The sequence below is a fragment of the Vibrio wakamikoensis genome, from assembly GCF_050337275.1.
In the GTDB taxonomy this organism is placed as follows: domain Bacteria; phylum Pseudomonadota; class Gammaproteobacteria; order Enterobacterales; family Vibrionaceae; genus Vibrio; species Vibrio chaetopteri.
The window spans coordinates 99,878-121,175 of the sequence record NZ_JAKJST010000019.1 but is presented as its reverse complement, the minus strand read 5'-3'; the positions used below and the strand labels follow the sequence as shown (position 1 = coordinate 121,175).

At 45.5% G+C, this 21,298-nt stretch carries 21 protein-coding genes; 7 read left to right on the top strand and 14 right to left on the bottom strand.

Features of this window, described 5'->3' with window-relative positions:
• Positions 1-119 precede the first annotated feature (119 nt).
• Entirely contained in the window at positions 120-1,811 is a 1,692-nt protein-coding gene (locus tag L4C42_RS11010) for an L-lactate permease (protein ID WP_418642879.1), read from the bottom strand.
• 167 nt (positions 1,812-1,978) lie between these two features.
• Between L4C42_RS11010 and L4C42_RS11005 the strand changes: the two genes are divergently transcribed.
• Positions 1,979-2,878 (top strand): LysR family transcriptional regulator, encoded by a 900-nt coding sequence (locus L4C42_RS11005; protein WP_353499553.1) that lies wholly within the window; start codon positions 1,979-1,981, stop codon positions 2,876-2,878.
• Between the two features lie 18 nt (positions 2,879-2,896).
• Here the strand turns inward: L4C42_RS11005 and L4C42_RS11000 are convergent, their stop codons facing one another.
• From L4C42_RS11000 to L4C42_RS10990, 3 genes are all read right to left on the bottom strand, one after another.
• On the bottom strand, positions 2,897-4,501 hold the full coding sequence (locus L4C42_RS11000) for an SgrR family transcriptional regulator (RefSeq protein ID WP_429760493.1): 1,605 nt from the start codon (positions 4,499-4,501) through the stop codon (positions 2,897-2,899).
• A gap of 25 nt (positions 4,502-4,526) precedes the next feature.
• On the bottom strand, positions 4,527-4,715 hold the full coding sequence (locus L4C42_RS10995) for a hypothetical protein (RefSeq protein ID WP_353499550.1): 189 nt from the start codon (positions 4,713-4,715) through the stop codon (positions 4,527-4,529).
• A 128-nt stretch (positions 4,716-4,843) separates the two neighbouring features.
• The gene (locus tag L4C42_RS10990; protein WP_353499549.1) at positions 4,844-5,446 is read right to left on the bottom strand and encodes a hypothetical protein; all 603 of its coding nucleotides are present in this window, start codon (positions 5,444-5,446) and stop codon (positions 4,844-4,846) included.
• Positions 5,447-5,538: 92 nt separating this feature from the next.
• Between L4C42_RS10990 and L4C42_RS10985 the strand changes: the two genes are divergently transcribed.
• The gene (locus L4C42_RS10985; RefSeq protein WP_112462483.1) at positions 5,539-5,835 is read left to right on the top strand and encodes a YnjH family protein; all 297 of its coding nucleotides are present in this window, start codon (positions 5,539-5,541) and stop codon (positions 5,833-5,835) included.
• Positions 5,836-5,885: 50 nt separating this feature from the next.
• Here the strand turns inward: L4C42_RS10985 and L4C42_RS10980 are convergent, their stop codons facing one another.
• Positions 5,886-6,185, bottom strand: coding sequence for a YfcZ/YiiS family protein (locus L4C42_RS10980; RefSeq protein WP_353499548.1), 300 nt, complete (start codon positions 6,183-6,185; stop codon positions 5,886-5,888).
• A 501-nt stretch (positions 6,186-6,686) separates the two neighbouring features.
• Between L4C42_RS10980 and L4C42_RS10975 the strand changes: the two genes are divergently transcribed.
• Positions 6,687-7,148 (top strand): TetR/AcrR family transcriptional regulator, encoded by a 462-nt coding sequence (locus tag L4C42_RS10975; protein WP_353499547.1) that lies wholly within the window; start codon positions 6,687-6,689, stop codon positions 7,146-7,148.
• Positions 7,149-7,243: 95 nt separating this feature from the next.
• Here L4C42_RS10975 and L4C42_RS10970 read toward each other — a convergent pair whose 3' ends face one another.
• The 3 genes from L4C42_RS10970 to L4C42_RS10960 form a co-directional block, all read right to left on the bottom strand.
• Entirely contained in the window at positions 7,244-8,101 is an 858-nt protein-coding gene (locus L4C42_RS10970; RefSeq protein ID WP_429760489.1) for a heme ABC transporter ATP-binding protein, read from the bottom strand.
• The gene (locus tag L4C42_RS10965; protein WP_353499545.1) at positions 8,098-9,132 is read right to left on the bottom strand and encodes a FecCD family ABC transporter permease; all 1,035 of its coding nucleotides are present in this window, start codon (positions 9,130-9,132) and stop codon (positions 8,098-8,100) included. Before L4C42_RS10965 ends, L4C42_RS10970 begins: the two co-directional genes overlap by 4 nt.
• An 87-nt stretch (positions 9,133-9,219) precedes the next feature.
• Positions 9,220-10,074, bottom strand: coding sequence for a heme/hemin ABC transporter substrate-binding protein (locus L4C42_RS10960; RefSeq protein WP_418642883.1), 855 nt, complete (start codon positions 10,072-10,074; stop codon positions 9,220-9,222).
• A gap of 207 nt (positions 10,075-10,281) precedes the next feature.
• Between L4C42_RS10960 and hutW the strand changes: the two genes are divergently transcribed.
• The 3 genes from hutW (at position 10,282) to hutZ (ending at position 12,825) form a co-directional block, all read left to right on the top strand.
• The gene (gene hutW / locus L4C42_RS10955) at positions 10,282-11,709 is read left to right on the top strand and encodes a heme anaerobic degradation radical SAM methyltransferase ChuW/HutW (RefSeq protein ID WP_418642884.1); all 1,428 of its coding nucleotides are present in this window, start codon (positions 10,282-10,284) and stop codon (positions 11,707-11,709) included.
• 8 nt (positions 11,710-11,717) lie between these two features.
• On the top strand, positions 11,718-12,224 hold the full coding sequence (hutX, locus tag L4C42_RS10950; RefSeq protein ID WP_353499543.1) for a heme utilization cystosolic carrier protein HutX: 507 nt from the start codon (positions 11,718-11,720) through the stop codon (positions 12,222-12,224).
• A 64-nt stretch (positions 12,225-12,288) separates the two neighbouring features.
• On the top strand, positions 12,289-12,825 hold the full coding sequence (gene hutZ, locus L4C42_RS10945; RefSeq protein WP_042495440.1) for a heme utilization protein HutZ: 537 nt from the start codon (positions 12,289-12,291) through the stop codon (positions 12,823-12,825).
• 156 nt (positions 12,826-12,981) lie between these two features.
• Here hutZ and L4C42_RS10940 read toward each other — a convergent pair whose 3' ends face one another.
• Complete coding sequence (locus L4C42_RS10940; protein WP_418642885.1) at positions 12,982-14,346, bottom strand: MATE family efflux transporter; 1,365 nt, start codon at positions 14,344-14,346, stop codon at positions 12,982-12,984.
• 101 nt (positions 14,347-14,447) lie between these two features.
• On the opposite strand from L4C42_RS10940, the gene L4C42_RS10935 reads away from it, so the two are divergent.
• Complete coding sequence (locus tag L4C42_RS10935) at positions 14,448-15,395, top strand: LysR family transcriptional regulator (protein WP_353499542.1); 948 nt, start codon at positions 14,448-14,450, stop codon at positions 15,393-15,395.
• A 3-nt stretch (positions 15,396-15,398) separates the two neighbouring features.
• Here L4C42_RS10935 and L4C42_RS10930 read toward each other — a convergent pair whose 3' ends face one another.
• The 5 genes from L4C42_RS10930 to L4C42_RS10910 all read right to left on the bottom strand — a co-directional run bounded on the left by L4C42_RS10930 (position 15,399) and on the right by L4C42_RS10910 (position 21,012).
• Positions 15,399-15,917, bottom strand: a complete 519-nt coding sequence (locus tag L4C42_RS10930; protein ID WP_429760485.1) for a protein disulfide oxidoreductase — start codon at positions 15,915-15,917, stop codon at positions 15,399-15,401.
• Positions 15,910-17,970 (bottom strand): protein-disulfide reductase DsbD family protein, encoded by a 2,061-nt coding sequence (locus tag L4C42_RS10925; RefSeq protein ID WP_429760483.1) that lies wholly within the window; start codon positions 17,968-17,970, stop codon positions 15,910-15,912. The genes L4C42_RS10930 and L4C42_RS10925 overlap by 8 nt, the downstream gene beginning before the upstream one ends.
• A 134-nt stretch (positions 17,971-18,104) precedes the next feature.
• Positions 18,105-18,506: a hypothetical protein gene (locus L4C42_RS10920; protein ID WP_429760481.1), complete on the bottom strand. Its 402-nt coding sequence runs from the start codon at positions 18,504-18,506 to the stop codon at positions 18,105-18,107.
• A gap of 203 nt (positions 18,507-18,709) precedes the next feature.
• Positions 18,710-18,892, bottom strand: a complete 183-nt coding sequence (locus L4C42_RS10915) for a hypothetical protein (protein ID WP_112462494.1) — start codon at positions 18,890-18,892, stop codon at positions 18,710-18,712.
• A 407-nt stretch (positions 18,893-19,299) separates the two neighbouring features.
• Positions 19,300-21,012, bottom strand: coding sequence for an ArnT family glycosyltransferase (locus L4C42_RS10910; protein ID WP_429760479.1), 1,713 nt, complete (start codon positions 21,010-21,012; stop codon positions 19,300-19,302).
• Positions 21,013-21,298 lie beyond the last annotated feature (286 nt).

The window sequence follows — 21,298 nt, the reverse complement described above, 5'->3', positions numbered from 1 at the left end:
GGGTTCATATTTTTATATAGACTAGTTGTAAGGTTATGAAAAATAAGCGCACTTACCTTCTTGAAGTGTTTCACAACTTTGCCGATAGTCGGCAAGTGCGCCTTTGACTAAAACCTAAATCAGTTTATGAGTGCATCGGTCACATGAAAACCGTACACCATTGCCAGTCCGATAAGGCCAGTGACAACTAGGTAGTAGAACGTAGGGATAATGGTTTTTCGCAACGTCAGACCTTCACGGCCGAGTAGTCCCACCGTGGCAGAGGCTGCGACGACGTTGTGAATAGCAATCATGTTACCCGCAGCAGCGCCAACGGCTTGTAAGGCAATCACAGCGGTCGTTGAAATAGTCAGTGTCTGAGCCACTTCAAATTGGAACTGACTAAACATCATGTTCGAGACAGTGTTAGAGCCTGCGATAAAGGCACCGAGCGCGCCAATGGTCGCACTCAAGGCTGGGAAGGCTTCACCAACTAGAGCGGAAGCAAAATTCGCTGTGGTTACTGGCATGCTTGCGAGATCAGCGCCGTTAACACCGGAGTTAATAAAGATACGAACCATAGGAATGGTGAACACGAGAACAAAGCCTGCACCAATCAGTGTCTTACTCGATTCACCAAACGCTTCGACTAATGGTTTTGCAGAGCGCGATTGAATGATGACCGCAAGGATAGCAACGAAGACTAAAATCCCTCCTGGCAGATAAAGGGGCTGAATGGCCGTACTAATACCCGTCTCACCAAGAATATTACCGAATGACAGGCTTACACTGGTTAGGAAACCCTTGAACTCGCTGCTTACTCGGCTTGCGACAAGGATAACGGCCAGTAAAACATAGGGTAGCCATGCCACTGTCATTGACATCGGTTTGCCGGCATTTTGCTTAAGATCCATTTTTAGCGAGCCAAGCCATTCTGCTGGCCACTTATTTTCGCTTTCAAAGTCCCACTTTGATTTGGGAACGAGAAAACCACGTTTGGCTGCGCTGACGACGATCGCAAGGCCAACCAGACCACCAATCAGTGAAGGGAACTCAGGACCCAGTAGCACGCCTGTTAGTGCGTAGGGAACGGTGAATGCAACACCAGCAAAGAGTGCGAAAGGAAGGATATCTAGACCTTCAGTCCAACTGCGGTTTTTACCAAAAAAGCGAGTCAGCATCATCGCCATAAGTACCGGCATCAGCGTACCCACACAGGCATGAATAATGGCAACGTTAGCGGTGATTTGCTGTAGGTAGAGATCCCACGACGCACCTTGGGAAACCAATGATTCGCTGATGTTATGCGTATCTAAACCCTTGTTTACACCAACGATGATTGGAGTGCCAACCGCGCCAAAAGAGACCGGGGTTGATTGAATCATCATACCCATCAAAACCGCGGCTAGGGCAGGAAAGCCAATCGCAACTAGCAGAGGTGCTGCTATCGCTGCAGGCGTGCCAAAGCCGGATGCGCCTTCGATGAAAGACCCGAAACACCAAGCGATGATGATGGCTTGAACGCGGCGGTCAGGTGAAATATCGGTAAAGCCATTACGAATCGTTGTAATAGCGCCAGTGTGTTTCAGTGTGTTGAGCAAGAAGATGGCGCCAAACACAATCCAAAGTACGGCAACGGTGATGCCGAATCCTTGGAAAATGGACGCTAAAACACGGGTAACGGACATGTCCCAAGTGAATAGGGCGATGACTACGGTTAGGCCAAACGCAACAGGCATGGCTTTTTTGGCTGGCCAATTCAATCCCACCAGAAGTATGGCTGCAACCAAAATGGGAGAAAAGGCAACAAGGGCAAGTAAAGTTTCAGACATTAGCGACTTCCTTTTGTCTTGGCTGACTGTTGGTGTTGAGTGAGTCAGCCGCGTCGTGCTTATTATTTTTGTAATAGGGTTGTTAAGGTGGGGTAAATTTATCCCTTTCTTTTTTGGTGATATAGAGAAATAATGAAAATGATTATTTCCAAAAATGACATAAAAGTATGCGTGCAGACGATTTGATCCTGTTTTATCAGGTAGTAGAAACTGGGGCGTTCAGTCGTGTTGCTGAGCAAAATAACCTTACAAACTCAGTAGTTAGCAAACGAATTGCAAGGCTTGAGGAAGAGTTAGGGGTTCAGTTATTATATCGAACAACGCGCAAATTAACGCTAACTGAAGCAGGTAAGGCGCTAGTCCACGGCGCTAAAAATGTGAAGCAAGCCACCCAAGAAGCAATGGAATCGGTGTCGGGATTTGGTGAAAACGTCAGTGGTCACATCAAAATGTCGGTACCAACCATCTCGGGAGACCTCATTTTGGCCGATGCTGTGGCTGAGTTTTGCAATATGCATCCGGGTCTTTCGGTCGATATGTCATTGGACAACCGCTTTGTCGATCTTGTTGATGGCGGATATGACTTAGTCATCCGTACCGGCTATTTGGAAGACTCAAGTCTGATTGCGCGCCATATTCTGGACTCCCAGTGGGTGGTGTGCGCATCTCCATCTTATATTGCGAAAAACCGCAAGCCACTAGAGCCTGAGGATCTGACTGAGCATAACTGTTTACAATACGCCTATCAGACGACGGGGGCGTCGGAGTGGGAGTTCAAAGGAAGCAAAGGCAACTATATCGTACGCGTGTCAGGCTCTTTCTCTACCGATAATGCGACTGCACTTCGCAAGGCTGCTCTGGGAGGACATGGTATCGCTTATGTACCAAGATGTTTGGTATATCACGATATACGCAATGGCCAGCTGGTGGATATTTTCCCGGATCAAGTGGGCAAGAGGCTGGGTATTTACGCTGTCTATCCATTTACCCGTCAGCCTCCAAATAAAGTGAGATTGCTAATCGAGCATATTCGTACACGCTACCTTGCGATCTCGCACTACTTTTAATGAGCACGATACTAGGTGTTAAGCGCCAGTGGAGCTCGGTTTTTGCTGGATCCACAGCCTTGAAAAGTTACACCAACCGATGGAATTGATTTCCACACCGCGAATCCGAGAGGGGATGGTTAGGGTTAAGTCTTCGGATTTGATGATTGCAAGTACGTTGTCTTGATATAGCCATACCAGTAGTTCATCTAAGAGCCGCTCTCTTTCTGTCGAGTTGTGCGCATGCCTTACTGTGCTTAGCGCCTTACTCAACTTATCTTGCTGTTTCCAATTAAGATTGCTGTGCCAGTATGGGTAGAGCTTGAAGAAGGCAAACAGACTGGTAGCTCGGTCTCCTTCTAATCGGATGCCACCAATAGAGAGTGCTTGGTTAGTCTTAGGATGCCCGTAGATAACTTGCGTTCCGTGCCCTTGCGAGCCGCCAAGCGTTAGACCTTCTTTAAGTTTTTTGGCGAAGGTACGATTTTCGTTGTTGTTTTCATAGCTAAATTCGATTGGCAGAGACGAGCACAGTGCTGAGGACTGCTCTTCAGAGAACAGTGACTCTAACTGATGTTTGAAGTTGGTATTTTGAAGCTCTGTGTGGTTGAGCAATAAAAAGAAGTAACCAATATCGGCGGTGGCGACTTTATAGGTTTCCTCCTCGTCGTTAAGAAAGAAAAAGTTTTCTGCACATTTTTTATCTTTCGCCCATTCCTCATGAATCCAAAGCTCTATATGTTCTACCAGCGCATTGCTACCAGAGTATTGACTGTGCCGAGTAAGACGCAGCAATTTTTCTGAATTCACAGTGACCGAAAATGCACCGGAGCCAATGGGTTTGTATACGCTTTCGGCTCGGTGCACCATACTTTTGGGCAAAATAGCGGCTTCTGAGCGGCATAGGAGAGCAAGAAAGTGAGGGTCAGGCTCTGTTAGCTCAATGGTTATTTGATAGGGGGAGTTTGCACTGATAGAGTCGATGTGATCATACAGACGACTCCAATAGGGAGAGGTTGCCAGAGCTTGAAGGCTTTCGACCACGTCGAACGCGCTGAGTGGCGTTTGATCATGAAAAACAACGCCAGTACGCAGGTAAAATGTCCAACTGCGATAGTATTGGCAATGGTTCCAACTGTGTGCTAACTCACCAGTAAATTTTTTCTCACTTGAGGTCACCAAGGTTTGAAATACTTCATGGATTAAATGCCGCTCGGTTCTCTCCATCGCATGGTGAGGATGTAACCAGCTGAGCTTGCGATGAAATGGCGCATGCACCGTATTCTCGCTTTCGATGGTTGCGTGAGTGAGATACTGCTTCAGCGCACTAGCAACATTACGATCGTTGAAGCCGATGAGCTTATGAGCAACATCGTACTTGCCTTGTTCAGTTGCGATATCGACTTCGTTATAGCAGGCTTGAAGTGGCTCAAGCAGGCAGGTAAGACTACCTTTCAAGCCTCGGCCTCGAGCTGGCTTCCAGCAAAGCCAGCCGCGCTCCGACATCTGCTTGAGTAGTGTTCGAGCATGTCGCTCGCTGCAGTTCATTGTCTCCCCAATCGCAGAGACGGTGATAGTGTGAGCGCCAGGCCCTAGATGTCTAAATAGGTTTTCGTAGAGCTCAAGTTTACGTTTGTTAATCATGCCAGCCCGCTAACAAATGTTCCGGTTATTTGTCTTGTTTATCGCTATCTATACCTAACTCTAGTCCCCAAAAGGCGTCGGTATCAAAGAGTTCATTGAGACGTGCGGCGCGCTCAGCTGGAGACAAGTAGAACAGCTTGGCTAGTAGTGTGTCATTGGTTTCGTATTTATAGGTTGATTGAAAGTAGTTTGCAACGTAGTTGAAAAAAGCCATGTTTGTATCTCTGTTTACTGTTGATGACAACAGATTACAGAATGCAGATAAAATAAAACCGGAACAGATTTTTCAACTGTTCCGGTTTACTGTTTAAGCATGACTCTGTTTAAACATGATATCTGAACTTAGCGTGCGACCGCACCACCAAGTGTTAGATTGTCCGGCCACTGTGTAATCACATTACCGCCAAGAAAGATGTTGCCATTGACGGTCATGGTTTTGGGGAATTGAGTGATCTTTGAGCCACCAATATATAGGTTGCCTTCGATAACAATGCCTTCGGGAAGTTCGGAAATAGGCGTTCGAACTAAACTTAGGTCTCCGTTGACCAGCATACCGTTAGGCAGTTTTTCAATGGGTGTATCACCCAGGTTGATGTACCCACCAGGAACAACACCTTGCGGCCAAGCTTTGAGTTGGCTGCCTAAAAAGTTGGCGTAACCTGTGATTTTGGTTCCTCTTGGCATGAATTCCACTAAACTATCTGAAGCATCTAGGCTACCTTTGATCTCGAGATTTTGCGGCATCATTTTTATCGGTGTTTTGGCGATATTCAGATTGCCTTTGACCACTAATCCATTGGGAAGGCTGGTATAAGGTTTATTGCGTAGATCCAAATTGCCGTAGTTGTCTAGATGGTTGAGAATTTTGTAGTAATCAAGCTCAATGGCACTTGAGTTTGAGGCTAGCAACACTAGAGACAAAAGGGCAATGGTGGATCGAAGCATACAGTTTGGGTTCGCTATAATTGGCAACAGAATATTTTCGAAATATAGTCTGTCTAGAACATGGTCAGTTTGGAAACGTTAGGTAGTTTGCAATGGAAAAAACAATTTCACAATGGAAATCCACACGCGTTGTGATGCTCGCCATTGTTGGCGCGCTGGTGGCGTCGACAGTATCGGCGAAAGTCATTACCACGCCTGGTTCGGATGTCGGTGCTGCGGTACTACTGTCAGATTCTAAGTTAGGTAAACGGGTTTGTTATTACAATGATAAGGCTTACTCATTAGGGGCGGTAATCAATGTTGAAGGAGTGGTTCTTCAATGTGTGGCTGAGCAAGATTTTGAGATGAATGGACAGCTCAAGTGGAAGGCATTAAAAAGCGAGCAATAATGCTCGCTTTAGTAAACTTGTGCTTTTTTGGGCACCAGCTAATTGCGGTATTAGCGCGCTAGAGAGCGCGTTTTTAGTTCAAAAATCAGCTTCTCTGCACTCACTTCAAACTTGAAACGAGCTGTAAGCTCTTTGCTCTCTTCACCAAGCTCAGAAATTTCAAATTCAACGTTCTCTGACACAGTCTTTGCCAAATCGATGTATTTTTGAATTTCTGCTTGTAGCTGAACTTGCGATTCGCCGAATAATTGTACTTCTGCGACGTCATCGCCTTCCTTGATGATGAATCCCATTTCTCCAGCAACGCCACAAGCGTCACATACGGTTGGTTCTTCATAGGTGTTTGACATAACGATACCTCTCATAAAATCTGTGGTTATTCTATAACTGTAGAAATTAGGTATCCAGCAATAAATTCACTGCTTCTAGGCTAAGTGTTAGTAAATGATGCACGAGCTTAAGCATCATTTTTTGAATATTAGGCTTTGGTATAATATAAATTGTAAATATCTATTTGTTTATCAATAGCTTTTGGGTATGCAAGTGGTGTTGTTTGTTTGTGATTAAGTTCTCAAAAATGAGACTCTTGTACTAATGATATAGTACAGATTAGTACAAGCCTTAGTGCGAAATGGTAGACTTTATAAGTTACTAATCAATAACTTGATTTTTATATTATTTTAAATGGTATCTGTACCAACTATGTGTCTCGTGTATGGTTTGCTTTCAGGTTGCCGTAATCTGTGTTTGAGCAAATTGATACATAAATGGATAGAAAATTACAGCGAGCACTGCTTTAATTATGGTATAGCATACAGCGTACGCAGATAACGATTAGAGAAGCTTAAGAAATGCCAAAGCGTAGTAAAGAAGATACTGAGATTACGATCCAGAAAATCATGGAAGCGGTCGTTGATCAGATCATTCGTCTTGGTTATGACAAAATGTCGTATACCACATTAAGCCAGCAGACAGGTATATCAAGAACCGGAATTAGTCACCATTTTCCAAAGAAGACGGATTTTACCGCCGCACTAGATGGACGTATCTTCAAAATGTTCGTTGAACATCTGGAGTTTGAAAAAGGCATTGATGGATTCACAGTAAGTTGGATTAATTCTCTTAAGAATCATGAGTTTTTAGCTATTCTTAAACTTCTGTTCCACCACATTGTCACTTCAGAAAACTCACACGAGTTTGCCTCTAAGGGGATTGACCGCCTTTATAAGCTGGTTGAGACGCAGTACGGTGAAGGTAGTGACAAGGAACTAGAATGGCTTATCGGCCGTTCATTGATCCAATTGACTAAGTAGTCATCGACTCCTAGCCATAGCTGGCAAAACAGTAAGATGAAAACCGCTCAAGATAGAGCGGTTTTTTTGTATCTGAAGCTTATTGAGTTAGAGGCCTATTGAGGTAAGACTAGCGGAAAGTTATGTTTCGGATGTTTGGTCACCATAGAGTGGTAGCCATATACCTCTTCAATCAAGTCACTGGTGAGCGCTTGCCAAGGGGCATCATCCACGACGATCTTTCCATTATCTAGGACGATCAATCTATCTGAATATTGAGACGCGAGGTTAAGATCATGAAGTACAACCACTAGAGCTGCATTTTGCGTATCGGCTAGCTCTCTGGCGATTGCCAAGGTGTTGTGTTGATGAGCGAGATCTAATGCTGAAGTAGGCTCGTCTAACATAAGTATCTTTTGATCACCTGATTGATGTAACTGTGTCAATACTCTAGCGAGGTGCACACGTTGCTTTTCTCCTCCAGAGAGCGAAGGGTAAAGGCGCTTTGCTAAATGCTCTACGTCTGCTGTACCCATATAGCGCTTAGCGAGTGATTGTGTTGCGTGGTTGCAGATCTCCAATGGAATAGCGCCAAGCTCAACAACTTCAGATGCCAGAAATGGGAACGACAAAGTACTGTGTTGCGGCAATAGTGCCAGGTGCTTTGAGAGCCGCTGTGCTGGCCATTGGGTTCTTGGTTTACCGAAGTAGCGAATGTCAAAACTTGAAGGTGTTTCTCCACATAGAAGTTTAAGTAGGGTGCTTTTACCTGCTCCATTAGGGCCAAGCAATGTGGTGACTTGCCCAGAGTAAAGGTCAATATCGACATCATCCAATATCACTCTATTCCCAAATCGCATCTTAAGACCACGCGCTGAGATAGCGATGTCATTGAGACGGTTTTTAACGGGATTTTTTCCAGGGTGACTGCTTTCAAGGAGACTGTCTTCAACAAGATGGCTTTCAAGACTCATACAAATTTCCCTTTTTGCTGAAATAGCAGGTATAAGAAGAATGGTGCACCGACAATTGCCGTAACGATGCCTACAGGCAGCTCTGCGGGCGCAACTGCGACACGAGCGACCATATCTGCTGCGGTCATGAGCAGAGCGCCAAGTAGCGCGGACAAAGGTAGCAAGGTACGGTGGTCTGGACCTGCTAGCATGCGGCCTAAGTGGGGGATAACCAAACCAATGAAGCCGATCAATCCTGACACGCTGACCGTAACACCCACACCAACGGCGGTGAGTAAAATTAACTGTCTTTTTAGGCGTTGAACCGGAATACCGAGGTGCTTCGCTTCAGACTCACCAAGTAATAAGGCGTTTAGTGCCATCGCTTTTTTGTAAAAGAACCAAAATAGAATGAGTAATGTTATGGCTGATAAGGAAATTTTGCCCCAACTGGCTCCTGCTAATGAACCCATAGACCAAAGTGACAGATCGCGAAGCATTTGATCGTCAGCAATGAAATTTAGATAGCCAATAGCCGCGCCCGACAAAGCACTTATCGCGACACCAGCTAGCAGCATTATGGTGACAGACGTGCCAAATTTACTTGTGCCTAATCGATACACCAAAATCGTGGTCAGTGCTCCACCAAAAAAGGCGAATACAGGCACAACCATTAGCGCCATAAACTCAGGGAATTCGATACCTAACGCAGCAAAACCAACAATCGCCAATGCACCACCAAGTGAGGCACCCGCGGACACGCCAATGATGCCTGGTTCGGCCAATGGATTACGAAATAGCCCCTGCATGACAGCGCCGCAAACCGCGAGAATGGCACCGACCAACATGCAAAGTAGTGTTCGAGGAAGACGAATATCGTGGATGACTAAGTTGATATGCGGCGCCAAATCATTAGTCGCCATCGTCAGCGATTGAATACTCTGCCAGAAAGAGATGTTCATGGGGCCGACGGTAATGGAATACACGGAAGACAGCACCAGCAATATCGCAAAGGCTGAAAATACGAGAGTGTTAGAGAAGTTTCTTAGCATAAAAATCTTAAAGAAAGCAGGGTGTTAAGATGCAATAAGTTGGAGGAGGTATAAGCGTACTTTGCACTATTACCCCCAACAAGCTAACTATGGGTAAAGGAGCGCGTTAATGCGTTTTGCCTCTTCTAGGCTCTTTAGACCAAGACCACCTACCAAAGCATGGCCGTCAATGGTTAAAATGGCATTATTTTGCCCAGCAGGCGTTGCTGACAACATTGGTAAGGCATCAATAATCGCAGCACTACCGCCGAGCTTCGCGTAACTGCGTCCGCTCACAAGCACCACATCTGGCTGCATCTCAATAATGGCTTCATTTGAGATTGGTTTGTATGACGTTAGCGATGCGGCGGCTGGGTTTTTACCCCCTGCCAGAGTAATGATGGCATCTGGCGTCGTGTCACTACCAGCAACGTTTGCTGGACGGCCTTCATGTATTAGCAAGAATAAGACTTTCTTTGTTTTATGCTCTACGTTCTGATTCGTCTCTAAATCCTTAACTATTGTGGCAACTTGTGATTTTAGGGCGGGTGCTCTGTTTTTTGTGTGGGTTAGCGCGGCGATTTGGTCAATGCGTTTGTTTAGACCAATGATTGTAGGATCGTTATTCACCACCTTGATATCGACACCAATCCGCTGCAACTGATCTAATGTTGTCTTTGGCCCCATTTCATCTGACCCAATAATCATAGTCGGCTGCAGTGCTAAAAGGCCTTCTGATGATAACGCTCTGTGGTAACCAACTTTAGGGAGTGAAGAGTCTTTAGGAGTAATACTAGTGACATCGACGCCTACGAGTTGACTCTCTGCATCAAGTGCATAGATAAGTTCGGTGACTGAAGCGCCAGCGCTGACGATTTTTTCATTACTGGCGGCAAAAGCTTGACCACAAGCTAAAGAAAAAGCGGTGCCAGCTAAAAGTACGTTTTTAAGAGCGTGTTTCATTGTCGGGATCCTAAGCAAACCAGTGCTTTCCATAAATGGGTTTTCTGGGCGTACAAGTATGTTGTTGCCCTGAGTTTTATTGGATTATGCATGTTAGTGAAAATAATATCAATTATCATTTGCATAATCATTATGGGGCTATTATGATCTTTCTCGTTTTAGATTAAGCCTTATACAACAGGGCGTTGATAGTTATCGTGAGCAGTTATGAAAATTGATTTAAGTCAACTCGATGAGTCACATTTAGGGGTAAATACCCCAGATCCATTGCGATTTGCATTCGGAAAGAAGACCTCACCCCATGCGGGTGGTATGGCCGTACCAATCCAATCGGAACGATACGAAGGCTTGTTTAAAGACTTAACCGCTCAGACAACCTCTCGCAGTAAAAAACGTTGCTTGTACATTCATATTCCATTTTGTCGTGTTCGTTGCACTTTTTGTAACTTTTTCCAGAATGCTTCAAGTCGTCGATTGGTCGATGACTATTTCGAAGCTCTTATGAAAGAGATTGAAATCAAATCAAAGCTGGAGTGGACCCAAAGTGGATTATTTCATGCTGTCTATATTGGCGGGGGTACGCCAACAGACTTATCTCCCGAGCAGGTGCGTAAGCTAGGGAAAGCTATTCATGCCTCTTTCCCTCTAGCGACTGACTGCGAAATTACCCTTGAAGGGCGCACCAACCGTTTCAGTGAAGAGATGTTTGATAACGCACTTGAAGGTGGCTTCAATCGCTTTTCGTTTGGTGTTCAGAGCTTTGATACTAAAGTGAGAAGAAGTGCTAAACGTCTTGATGATCGAGAAGTCGTTATGGAGCGACTCTCTCAACTAGCGGTACGCGATGAGGCGCCAATCGTTATAGATCTGCTCTATGGACTTCCTTATCAAACACTTGAAGTATTTAAACAAGATCTCAAGGATTACATGGAAACAGGCGCTCACGGTGTCGACTTATACCAATTGGTGGTGGGTGGATCGGCGCCAATGATTGGATTAGTTGAAAAAGGGCGCTCTGAAGCACCAGCAACATCCGCTGAAAAGGCCGCTATGTACAACCTTGGCGTCGACTTCATGAATAAGCATTTCGTGAAGCAGTTAAGCGTGAATCACTGGGCAAGAGATAATCGAGAGCGCAGTCAATATAACAGCGTTGCAAAAACATTTGCCGAAGTATTGCCTTTAGGGGCAGGAGCAGGTGGCAACATAGGCGGCTATGGAATGATGCACCATCGAACGCTAGAAGCTTATATGGACGCGATGCGTTCAGGTAAAACAACCTTAGCAATGATGAGCAAGCAAAGTCGCTATGAGCCAGTGTTGGCAAGCCTTAAAGCCGGTTTCGATAGCGGCGTTGTGCGCAGAAGCATGTTGGTGAACTTTGAAGGTGAGAATATCTTTGATCTACTCACGCCTCTGTTTGAAATTTGGGAACAAAATGGGCTCGTTGAATTGCATGAGGACTACCTTGTTCTTACCGTTGCTGGCTCTTTTTGGTCTGTAACCTTGGCACAAGGTGCTATCGCTGCAATCAACACAATGATTAAAGATAAACCACAGATGCCAAAAGGTATGGGTCGTCCACATGCCATGCAGGCTCAAAAACATCACAAAGCAAAAACAAACGCTGCATAGGAAATACAATGACAACTGAATTGAAGCAAAATGTTGCAAATATCTTGGAAACTGAACCATCACTATTGCCAGCTGCTATCGCAGAACAACTGGGAGTGAGTGAGCGTGATGTAGTTTGTGCAATGCCTGAAGAAATGGTGGCATTCGAAAACGGGAATGTTGCACAAGACATTCTAGAATCAATTACTACGTGGGGACCAGTGACTACGATTGTGCATTCGTTTGGCTCTATCTTTGAAGTTAAAGCTCCATTCCCGAAGGGCAAAGTAGCGCGTGGCTACTACAACCTGATGGGTAAAGAGGGCGAGCTACATGGCCACTTGAAGCTAGATCTGATTAAAACAGTAGCTTTGGTTAGTAAACCTTTCATGGGTAATGAGAGCTACTATTTTGGTTTCTTTGATGAAGCAGGAAACAACGTATTCAAGATTTACCTAGGTAGAGATAAAAAGCGCGTACTATTACCAGAACAGGTAGACAACTTTAAGGCACTGCAACAAAAATTGCGTGGCTAGTGAGTGGCCAGGTTAAGCAATCGATTTAAAACATAATAATTATTAGAGAAAGTGAGGTTTCAACATGGATCAACAAGTTAAGCAAGAGCGCCTACAAGGACGTCTAGGCCCGGAAATTAAAGAATTTCGTCAAGAGCGTAAAACCATACAACTAGCCACGGTTGACCAAGAAGGTCGCCCAAATGTCAGCTACGCACCGTTTGTACAAAATCAAGATGGCTATTTTGTTTTGATTTCTCAAATCGCACGTCATGCGCGTAACTTAGAGCAAAACCCGAATGTATCTTTAATGATGATTGAAGATGAAACGGAGAGTAAGCAGCTGTTTGCAAGAAAGCGTCTGACCTTTGATGCCGTTGCCTCAGTTGTGGCGCGTGATACAGAACAATGGAAGTTAGTTGTTAGCCAAATGAAAGAACGCTTTGGCGAAATCATTGATGGATTAAGTCAGCTCGAAGACTTCGTTTTATTCAATTTGAAAGCGGAGCATGGTCTGTTTGTTAAAGGCTTTGGCCAAGCTTATCAAGTGTCTGGCGATGATCTTGTCGACTTTGTTCACCTTCAAGAAGGTCACCGCAAAGTAGCAGATTCTGAAGCTTAAACAGATTAGTGAGTTAAGAACGTTTACATAATAAACGTGTTGTCATCTAACATATCGTCATCCCCTTGAAAAAGGGGATCTTTCACGGCGAGTGACTCGCATAAATTGGGTGCAATACTCGCTGACAAAGATCCTCACGTGCGGGAGGATGACGGTTTAATGTGTATTACTATATACACTATTGTGAACTAGGTTTGGTCGAGAAGCCGCCTTGAGCTCATAAACCAATTGAGCGAGCAAAAGCACTCCAGTCGCAGCAAGGCCGACCAGTATACCACCCCAGATCCCAGCAAGCTCATAGTGAGACATCAATAACCAAGCCGCGGGAAGGCCAAATATCCAATAACCGATGGCGGTCATGATGGTCGGTAAAACCACAATTTTCATTCCACGTAGAAGGTTAATTGCCAGTAGTTGCCAAGCATCGACAACAAAACAAAGTGCCACGACCCATATCAACGAAGAAAGCATATCCGTGAGCGTGTGTTCGCCTTCTCCATCAAGCTGGAAAAGGTTCGCTATGGCTTCTGGCCATACAATAAAAACAACCGCCAGCACTGCGCTTAAAATAGTAACGAGGGCAAAACTGCGCTTTGAGACCGCTTTAACGCCATCTAGATTGTCATTACCGAATTCTTTACCCACTAAAATAGCGGCAGCTTGCGAGAAGCCGAAGTTGATGTTCCACGTAAAGCTTAAACATTGCAGTAAGATCTGATGTAGCGCGAGTGCGGTTACACCAATAAAACCGGCCATAAGGGTTCCGCCGTAAATCAACCCCATTTCGAGCGCAGCGGCAATGGCAATTGGAATACCCATCGACAGCAGTGGCAACATGAGTCGCCATTCGTATTCTTCTAAGTGAAGCCAAGGAGCAAATCGGTAATATGTAGGGCGCTTGAATACCCAGTAACCATAGCCAATCAATACCAATGTGGCGGCTAGTGCTGTGCCAAGCCCTAGTCCGGCAATACCCCAACCTAAATTGAATGCAAGGAAGTAACTAAACGGTACGTTCAAGGAGACGGTTGCAAGTGACATGATCATCACGGATTTAGCGTCGCCGTAATTGCTGGTCAAGCCCCGTAGAATAAGGAGCAGCAAAGTAGGTAACATGGCCCACTTGAGCGTGTCGAGGTAGGTCATTGCCACGACAATCACTTCTTCAGACTGCTTGGCCATTCGTAGGAAATCTGGGGCAAAAACAAACGCTGAAGTCAGAACAATGGTTAGAAGTAGCGACAGCATCACGGCGCCTTTAACCGCGAGTCGCACTTGTTTTTTACCATGTTCAGGTCTTGCAACACTTTGGCCGTAAGCAATAGCAATTAAGTTGGCGACACAACCAACGGTGCTGCCTGCAACAAGGAAAACAAAGGTATAGACAGATGCGCCAAGACCACCGCCAGCAAGGTCACTGACGCTCAGTTGTGCCATCATCCAGACGTCAGTAAGTACCAGCGCCATAGCAATGAGCTGTGAAATGATAAGTGGTGTTGCGAGTGACAGAATGCGCTTCATGAATAATTCCCGGTGATGACATGCATATTTTAGATGCATACTTATGGCGTTCAATTAACATTTATGTCACGCTGGCATTCCTGCAGATCATGTGATTAATTATGAACCCATATTCGAATATTCCTTACTCACATAATGCTCTAAAAGTGTTTGAAGCTGTTGCGAGGCTTATGAGCTTTACGATGGCGGCGAAAGAACTGCACGTCACGCAGAGCGCTGTGAGCCGGCAAGTTAAGCAGCTTGAGGATGAGCTCAATGCATCTTTGGTTATTCGTGGTCACCGTTCAATACAACTCACGTTAAAAGGGCAGGCGTTGTATGAAGTGCTGGGCAGAAACTATGCGGCATTGCAGTCATTGCTAGACTCTTGGAAGGAACCGGACGCTAGTAAAATCGTTATACGAGCCGCACTGAGTTTCGCAACACGTGCTTTGCTACCAAAAATACAGCAGTTGAATGAACGTTTTCCCAGCTATGAAATCGCCGTCATTCCGGTGATTGATGAGGAGGAGAGCTTAGGGAAAGGGGACTATGATCTGTTTGTATTCACTACGCGCAACAGTGCAAACTACGAGAATGACCCTGAGATATTCTTCATGCGCGAGGAATACATGGCGCCAGTGTGCACCCAGCAGTTGATAGGGGATAGACGTGATATTGCGCATCTGCTAACGCTACCAAGGCTGCATCCAACCCTGGATCATCTTGATTGGCGATCTTGGCTTAATAAGATCCATCACACAGACAGAAGCGTGCCCCGAAACTCCACCTTTTTCACGCTTGATCTTACACTTAGTGCTTGTCTATCGGGCCATGGTGTCGCAGTTACCGATCTTCTGCTCGCATTGCCTGAACTTGAGCGAGAGTACTTAGTCTGTCCTGAGAACGCTCGAATACATTCAAGCGGTTGGCGATACTTTTGCCATCAACGTACCCAGTCCCCCATCGTAGAAGAGCTGGTGGATTGGCTGAAACAGGAAACAGTCGAAGAGCTCAGAAAGCTTCAGCAGCTTTCTGAGCGACATGGTTGGGGACCGATTAGAGGTTAAGATTTACTGAGCAGAGAAAATTCTTAGCCACAATCCCATTGGCGTTGTCACGCCTGTCGAGATGTTTTCAATTTTGCCTTTGTAGATGACAGCAATAGTTGGTGTGACGCTGATATTCCACTGGCGACTTATTAAGCCATTTGAATCGTTGATGACAGGAAACTCATAGTCCTTCGCCTGCATATATCGATGGACACGCTCATCGGATCCTGAAGACAGTGCTACGGATACCACTTGATAGTGGTTGGAAAACCAATCCACTGTAGGGCTTACTAGTTTGCATGCCCCGCACCAAGTTGCCCAAAAATAGAGTACGACAGGCTCTTCGTGACTTTGGGTGATAATGTCGACCGTTACGCTATCCAAAGTCATTGCGTGGATAGCAGGAGCATCTCCTTGCGGCATGTTCAGGCTTCGATACCAATCGATGGCTAGTGACACAAGCGTTATCAGGATGAAGATACTGACAAGCTCTTTACTCCACTTTATGAGTGTGTGTTTCCATCCAGTAGGTTTAGTCATTGGGTGTTCCATTCGCAGCATTCAGCGCTTGTGTGACGCTTTCTGATGTCAATATGACAGGTAGTGCTATTCCCTCTGGGTGTTTAGGACCATAGACAATATTGAACGGTACCCCAAATCGGCCATAGCGTTGTAGGTAATCTGTGACGCTGTCACTTGGCGTGGTCCAGTCACCTCGCATAGTGACTACGTTCGCTTGTTGCAGGTGACTGTATACTGGGTCTTGAAGAACGACACCAATTTTGTTGGCTTTACAGGTAATACACCAGTCTGCGGTGACATCGACGAATACCGTTTTACCTTCTGCTACGAGCGAAGGAATAGATTGGGCATCCAGTCGTTGCCAGTTGAGATCATCGACAATTGGAGTTGACCAACTATCTGCAGTGACGCTGCCAACGATCAAACTGCCGCCCAATGCCAATACCGAGAGCCCGGACATCAAGATGAATGCTTTTCGGCCATAGACTTTTCCGACTAGGATGAACGAGGCTATTACAATAACGCCGATAATCACCGCGGTTGCGGCTGTACCAAAAAATGCAGAAAGTAATGAGGTCAACCAGAGGCTAGTCAGTAGCATCATTGATCCAAACACCAGCTTAAGCTTATTCATCCAAGCCCCTGGCTTAGGGAACGCCTTTACTAGTCCAGGAAAAGCGGTAAACAGTAGCCAAGGAATGCTCATACCAATGCCTAAAAAGGCGAAAATTAACCACAGTTCACCGTAGCTCGCGCCCAGAGCGTAAGCGACGGCCGTTCCAAGAAATGGTGCGCTGCAGGGCGTTGCTAACAAGGTCGCAAACATGCCTTGTATGAAATGCCCGCTGTAGCTATGGTCACCTTTTGTGGCGAGCCAAGTACTCATCGAACTTGGCAGTTGAATATTTAACAATCCAAGTAGATTGGCGGAAAACAGCAAGGTAACAACGGCCATAATAATAATGAATCCGCTGCTTTGGAACTGAATCCCCCAGCCAATCATGTGGCCAGCCATCTTTAATGCACTAAGAGTGCCTGCCAACAGAATAAATGAGGTGATGATACCGGCTGAAGATGCTAAAAATGACAAGCGAACCTGACTTCTCGATTGGCTGGCCCCGGAGATAATTGAATTGAGCTTCATCCCTAGTACCGGAAGTACACATGGCATGATGTTTAGAATAAGGCCACCCAATAGAGCAAAGCCAAGCATCCACAACAATCCACCTTGGTTGGGTACTGCCATCAGGCTTGTGGTCACGATGGTCGACGTTTCGGCCAGAATCAGTTCATCTGACACGGTAACCTGAATGCGTTTATCGGCAATATTGGCTTCGCCTAGCCAGTTGCTAACGTCGAATTTGGCGTAGAGTGATTGTCCATCGCTAGTCAGCTTAGGTTGAGAGAAGAACTCATCTGCCACATCTTTCCCATCAACAAGAACGAACGGTTTTGACCAAGCAGTCTTGGAATCAAGCTTAAGCGTTAAAGTTTGTGCTTCTTGATCCCAGTAGTTATCAGTAACTTCAACCTGCTCGCTGGTTTTAGGCGTAAGGCTCATTCCTTGCCCAAACAAATAGGCTGCGTCGGAGTCTAGTTTTAGTGAGTCTGGGTCTATGGTGAGTTCGATCGGATAGTCAGTAATCACACAGATATTGGTGCAACTTGGCAAACGCAGGTTTGCTTTGAGCTCAATCGGTTTTGTCGGGTCACTAACCGTTACGATAAGCGGAAAACTCACTTCGTGTTTATAGCCTAAAGTGAGCACACCCAACTGCTCATAGTACGCGGGTACTGGCCAGTGCCAATCGACTTGCTCGATGTTGGTTGAATCGCTCCAGTCAAACTCGGGCGCAACACCCCCTTCACCGGGGCTGCGCCAATAGGTTTTCCAATCACCTTCGAGCTCGACATCCATTACCATCTCCATTTGACGGGTGGTAGGGTCGATATGCCCGGTGGATAGTGCTCTCACTTTAACAGGCGGGTGCATAGGATCAGTTATCCAACCTGTGGATTGAGTAAAAGCGTTCACGCTGTAGAGCGCGGCGACATTCGTTATTACAAGCATCAAAGCAATGCTTAGTAGCCGACTCATTGACGGCAAAATAGTAGGTGCCTTAACAGGGGCACATTTAGTTTCAGTGTATGTATTCGACACAGTATTCTCCAAAAAGTAATTAATAGACCTTGGTGAATACTTTTTTATTCCCTAAATGTGCAGAGCGTCAGATGAAGCCGGTACTTTGTTGGCGTCTCATCCGAGCGTTTGAAGTGCTTATGCTGCGAAAGGCGAGTAGAAGCTATCGCAATGAGCGCAATAAGAAACAGAAAAGGTGCTAGGTTTTCGATGCTAGGAAGAGATTGAGTAAGCAGCTTCTTAGTAACAAAGCACGGTTCTGTCCCTGACGCCGAGTCGTGAACGATTTTGTCTAGAGACTCACTATCAAGTAACTCTGCTAAGTTCAACGTGCTTGTTGATGCGACTGGAGCAGTTTGTAACTTGCTGTGATAGGCGACATTAGTTTTCAGTGCGCACAGAGCCACTACCAGAAGGGCAGTAAGCAATAGCAAAACGCGAAAAATGGTGTGCCTGAAGGTTTGCAAAAAATCTTTCTCTATTTGTGAGAGTAGGGCAGAAACCCAAAGTTAAGAGCGACTACGTTAACGTTTTATTGAGAAAGATCAAGTGGAAATGATTCTCAAAACCACTGAATTTGGCTTGGTAGATTGATCGGGGGGAATGGGAGCTTGCTAATGGAATGACAAAGAAGAGCAACGCGATGGTTGCTCTTCTTGGGCTGCTTTGTCTAGGCGGCTTTGCTAACTAATCGCAAAATCGCTTTATTAATGCCAATAAGATCGTTGACGGACGTAGCGCCTTTAATCGCATCTAGCAGTGATTCCTTGCTACAGCTTGGGATAACATCAATGTTTTTTACTTTTCCCTGAAGTGTGTTTTTCATCAATTCAAATTGTTTTTGTTCGAACATGATATTGAGCCTGTGACGTTGTTTATTATTTGTATTGCACCGCTATCTTACCCTCTTATTGTGACAATTGTTTGGTTTTTATTGCAACAGGTTGTGGTTTGAGCGGCATAGTCTCTCGACCGGGCGCATATGATAGGGGTTTATGCTAACTGATTCTAATGCGAACTGGCAATGAAACGACGGATCTTATAGGTGGTGCATATCCGAATTGAGACTCACCTCATTAACTGTTTGATACTCAACTAGTATTAGTAAAAAATTTTGTAACCTGTTGTTAACGGTGTGTGTGCTGTTGCAAGGTGTGCACGTATTTGTGTGATCTTACTCGAAATAATACTTGCAAGGTCGCGCTGACGAGAGATGAAAAAGCCCCTTAACATAAGGGGCTTGGTAGGAGAATTTAGCTTTTACTTACCAGCGAGCCAGAAGACGGCATCATTCACCTTATCACTTCGCGGCGTACCCTTAGCGAGAATTTCATACTCAGTACCCGCTCTGAGGCCCATAAACGAAATGATTTCCTGCGTTGAATTACTTCTATCTAAAAGTAGGTAGTCGTACTCTGGATCGACGCCATCAAGGATCGCTTGCGCACGTTCTTTATCGACTCGTGGTACAGACCAATCGTGATACAGGAAGAAAATCGACGTCATTGTTTCTGAGAAACGAATGCTAGCTATACGATCGCGCTTTTCTTCTGGCACCTGTTCAACAAACGTAGCCAGATCTGGCTTCATATCCTTGGCAATGTCTATAGCAGGGAACAAATACGTGAATGCACTTGAGAAAAACAGTGCCGTCATAATTGCCATCTTACTCCACTGTGGCCAACCTTTGCGCTCAACAACGACCATCAGAGCGATAGCGGCCAGTGGGATCAAAGCGACTAAGTGCCACGTGCTTAACCATTCCATTAGTGCTGGTGGAATTTTGTGCTCAGGAAGTAAGCCAGACCATAGAGGAACTACGGCAAAGGCGATCAGCAAAAATGACATCAGAGCTAGCCATGCGCGGCGATACCAGTCAAACCATTTGCCTGCCAATGTCATGGCGGCATCGGCAATAATTAATGCAAATAGTGGCATTAACGGTGCCAGATACATTGAGCGCTTTGTTACCGAATAAGACAAAACGAAAATCGCCAAAGCAAACCAGAAAGCAAGGAAACCATCAATCCAAGAAAGTTGTTTTGGTTGACGCAACTTGTAAATAAAGTGACCGAGCCAAAGTACCAGTAGTGGCGTCCAAGGAGCACTGTATTCAAGTATACCTTTTACGTAGTAGAAAGGTTTGCCAGCGTGGTTGTGACCCAATGTATTCGTTGCCGAACCGGTCAGGCGGCCAACTTGGTTGTCCCAGAACCACGCTTTCCAAAGTTCTGGAGAGGCGTTTTTGTAGAATGGGTATATCCAACTCGCCGCAACCAAACACATGGTTGCAATACCAATAAGGTGCATAGCGATGAATTGACCCATTGGTGCGGCTTGTTCCGGAAATTGCTTACGCAAATGCAGTGCGCGAAGTACTAGTGGCACCCAAGCTAATCCGATACATAGCACGATAGCAACCGGGCCTTTGCTTAAGAATGCAAGGCCAGTAAAAGCACCGGCAACCACTAAATAGCCGAGCTTTTGGCGCAAGTACGCTTCACTGAAAGCCCATGTTGCAGCAATAGTGGTAAACATCAGCGCAGCATCAACACGAAGCCAATGGAAGTTAAGCACAAAGCCTTCTAAGGTGCCCAGAACAGCGAGTGCCATCCACGCATAGTTCTCACCTTTGAATAGGTAAGCGATGCGATAGGTCGCGGCCAACGAGCCAAGGCAAAGTAGGGAAAGCGCTAGACGACCTGCCATGATGGCGTCGAGACCCGTGGCATGCATCAAAAGCGTCGATATGACGAAGAAAACAGGGGGCTTTTCAACGAATGATATGCCAGCAAATTGAGGAATGATAAAGTCCCCAGTTAGGTACATGCTATGAATAATCGCAGCTACGCGAGGTTCGTCTGGTGTCCAGACATCGTGATCGAAAAGACCACTAAACACCACCGCGAGAATGGCGAGGACCAGAATAAACTTCCAGCTCTGGGTTTGATCACCGGTTTGCGTTGTTGACACTTTTTTTCTCCACTGTTGCTGCAAGTAAAATAGCTTGCGAGCGCCATGTTAAAACATTCATTAAGATAAAAGGGGTAAATTCTAGTTAGCTAGTATTGATGCATCAATAGTTTGTCCCTGAAATACAAGTGTATTTCCACAAGAATTGACGTCGTGCTGACAGGAGGATACCTTCCTATAAGTTAGCTTTATATGTTGTTTTTGTAACGATTGATAATTCTATACTTACAACTAGATGGGTATAAAGCGATAAATCGTTATGATAAATGGTTCTAGTGTTACCTAT

Bases quoted from the DNA above. Each gene is read 5' to 3' on its own strand.
- L4C42_RS11010 (WP_418642879.1), bottom strand. From the start codon at position 1,811: ATGTCTGAAACTTTACTTGCCCTTGTTGCCTTTTCTCCCATTTTGGTT.
- L4C42_RS11005 (WP_353499553.1), top strand. From the start codon at position 1,979: ATGCGTGCAGACGATTTGATCCTGTTTTATCAGGTAGTAGAAACTGGG.
- L4C42_RS11000 (WP_429760493.1), bottom strand. From the start codon at position 4,501: ATGATTAACAAACGTAAACTTGAGCTCTACGAAAACCTATTTAGACAT.
- L4C42_RS10995 (WP_353499550.1), bottom strand. From the start codon at position 4,715: ATGGCTTTTTTCAACTACGTTGCAAACTACTTTCAATCAACCTATAAA.
- L4C42_RS10990 (WP_353499549.1), bottom strand. From the start codon at position 5,446: ATGCTTCGATCCACCATTGCCCTTTTGTCTCTAGTGTTGCTAGCCTCA.
- L4C42_RS10985 (WP_112462483.1), top strand. From the start codon at position 5,539: ATGGAAAAAACAATTTCACAATGGAAATCCACACGCGTTGTGATGCTC.
- L4C42_RS10980 (WP_353499548.1), bottom strand. From the start codon at position 6,185: ATGTCAAACACCTATGAAGAACCAACCGTATGTGACGCTTGTGGCGTT.
- L4C42_RS10975 (WP_353499547.1), top strand. From the start codon at position 6,687: ATGCCAAAGCGTAGTAAAGAAGATACTGAGATTACGATCCAGAAAATC.
- L4C42_RS10970 (WP_429760489.1), bottom strand. From the start codon at position 8,101: ATGAGTCTTGAAAGCCATCTTGTTGAAGACAGTCTCCTTGAAAGCAGT.
- L4C42_RS10965 (WP_353499545.1), bottom strand. From the start codon at position 9,132: ATGCTAAGAAACTTCTCTAACACTCTCGTATTTTCAGCCTTTGCGATA.
- L4C42_RS10960 (WP_418642883.1), bottom strand. From the start codon at position 10,074: ATGAAACACGCTCTTAAAAACGTACTTTTAGCTGGCACCGCTTTTTCT.
- hutW (WP_418642884.1), top strand. From the start codon at position 10,282: ATGAAAATTGATTTAAGTCAACTCGATGAGTCACATTTAGGGGTAAAT.
- hutX (WP_353499543.1), top strand. From the start codon at position 11,718: ATGACAACTGAATTGAAGCAAAATGTTGCAAATATCTTGGAAACTGAA.
- hutZ (WP_042495440.1), top strand. From the start codon at position 12,289: ATGGATCAACAAGTTAAGCAAGAGCGCCTACAAGGACGTCTAGGCCCG.
- L4C42_RS10940 (WP_418642885.1), bottom strand. From the start codon at position 14,346: ATGAAGCGCATTCTGTCACTCGCAACACCACTTATCATTTCACAGCTC.
- L4C42_RS10935 (WP_353499542.1), top strand. From the start codon at position 14,448: ATGAACCCATATTCGAATATTCCTTACTCACATAATGCTCTAAAAGTG.
- L4C42_RS10930 (WP_429760485.1), bottom strand. From the start codon at position 15,917: ATGACTAAACCTACTGGATGGAAACACACACTCATAAAGTGGAGTAAA.
- L4C42_RS10925 (WP_429760483.1), bottom strand. From the start codon at position 17,970: ATGCTTGTAATAACGAATGTCGCCGCGCTCTACAGCGTGAACGCTTTT.
- L4C42_RS10915 (WP_112462494.1), bottom strand. From the start codon at position 18,892: ATGTTCGAACAAAAACAATTTGAATTGATGAAAAACACACTTCAGGGA.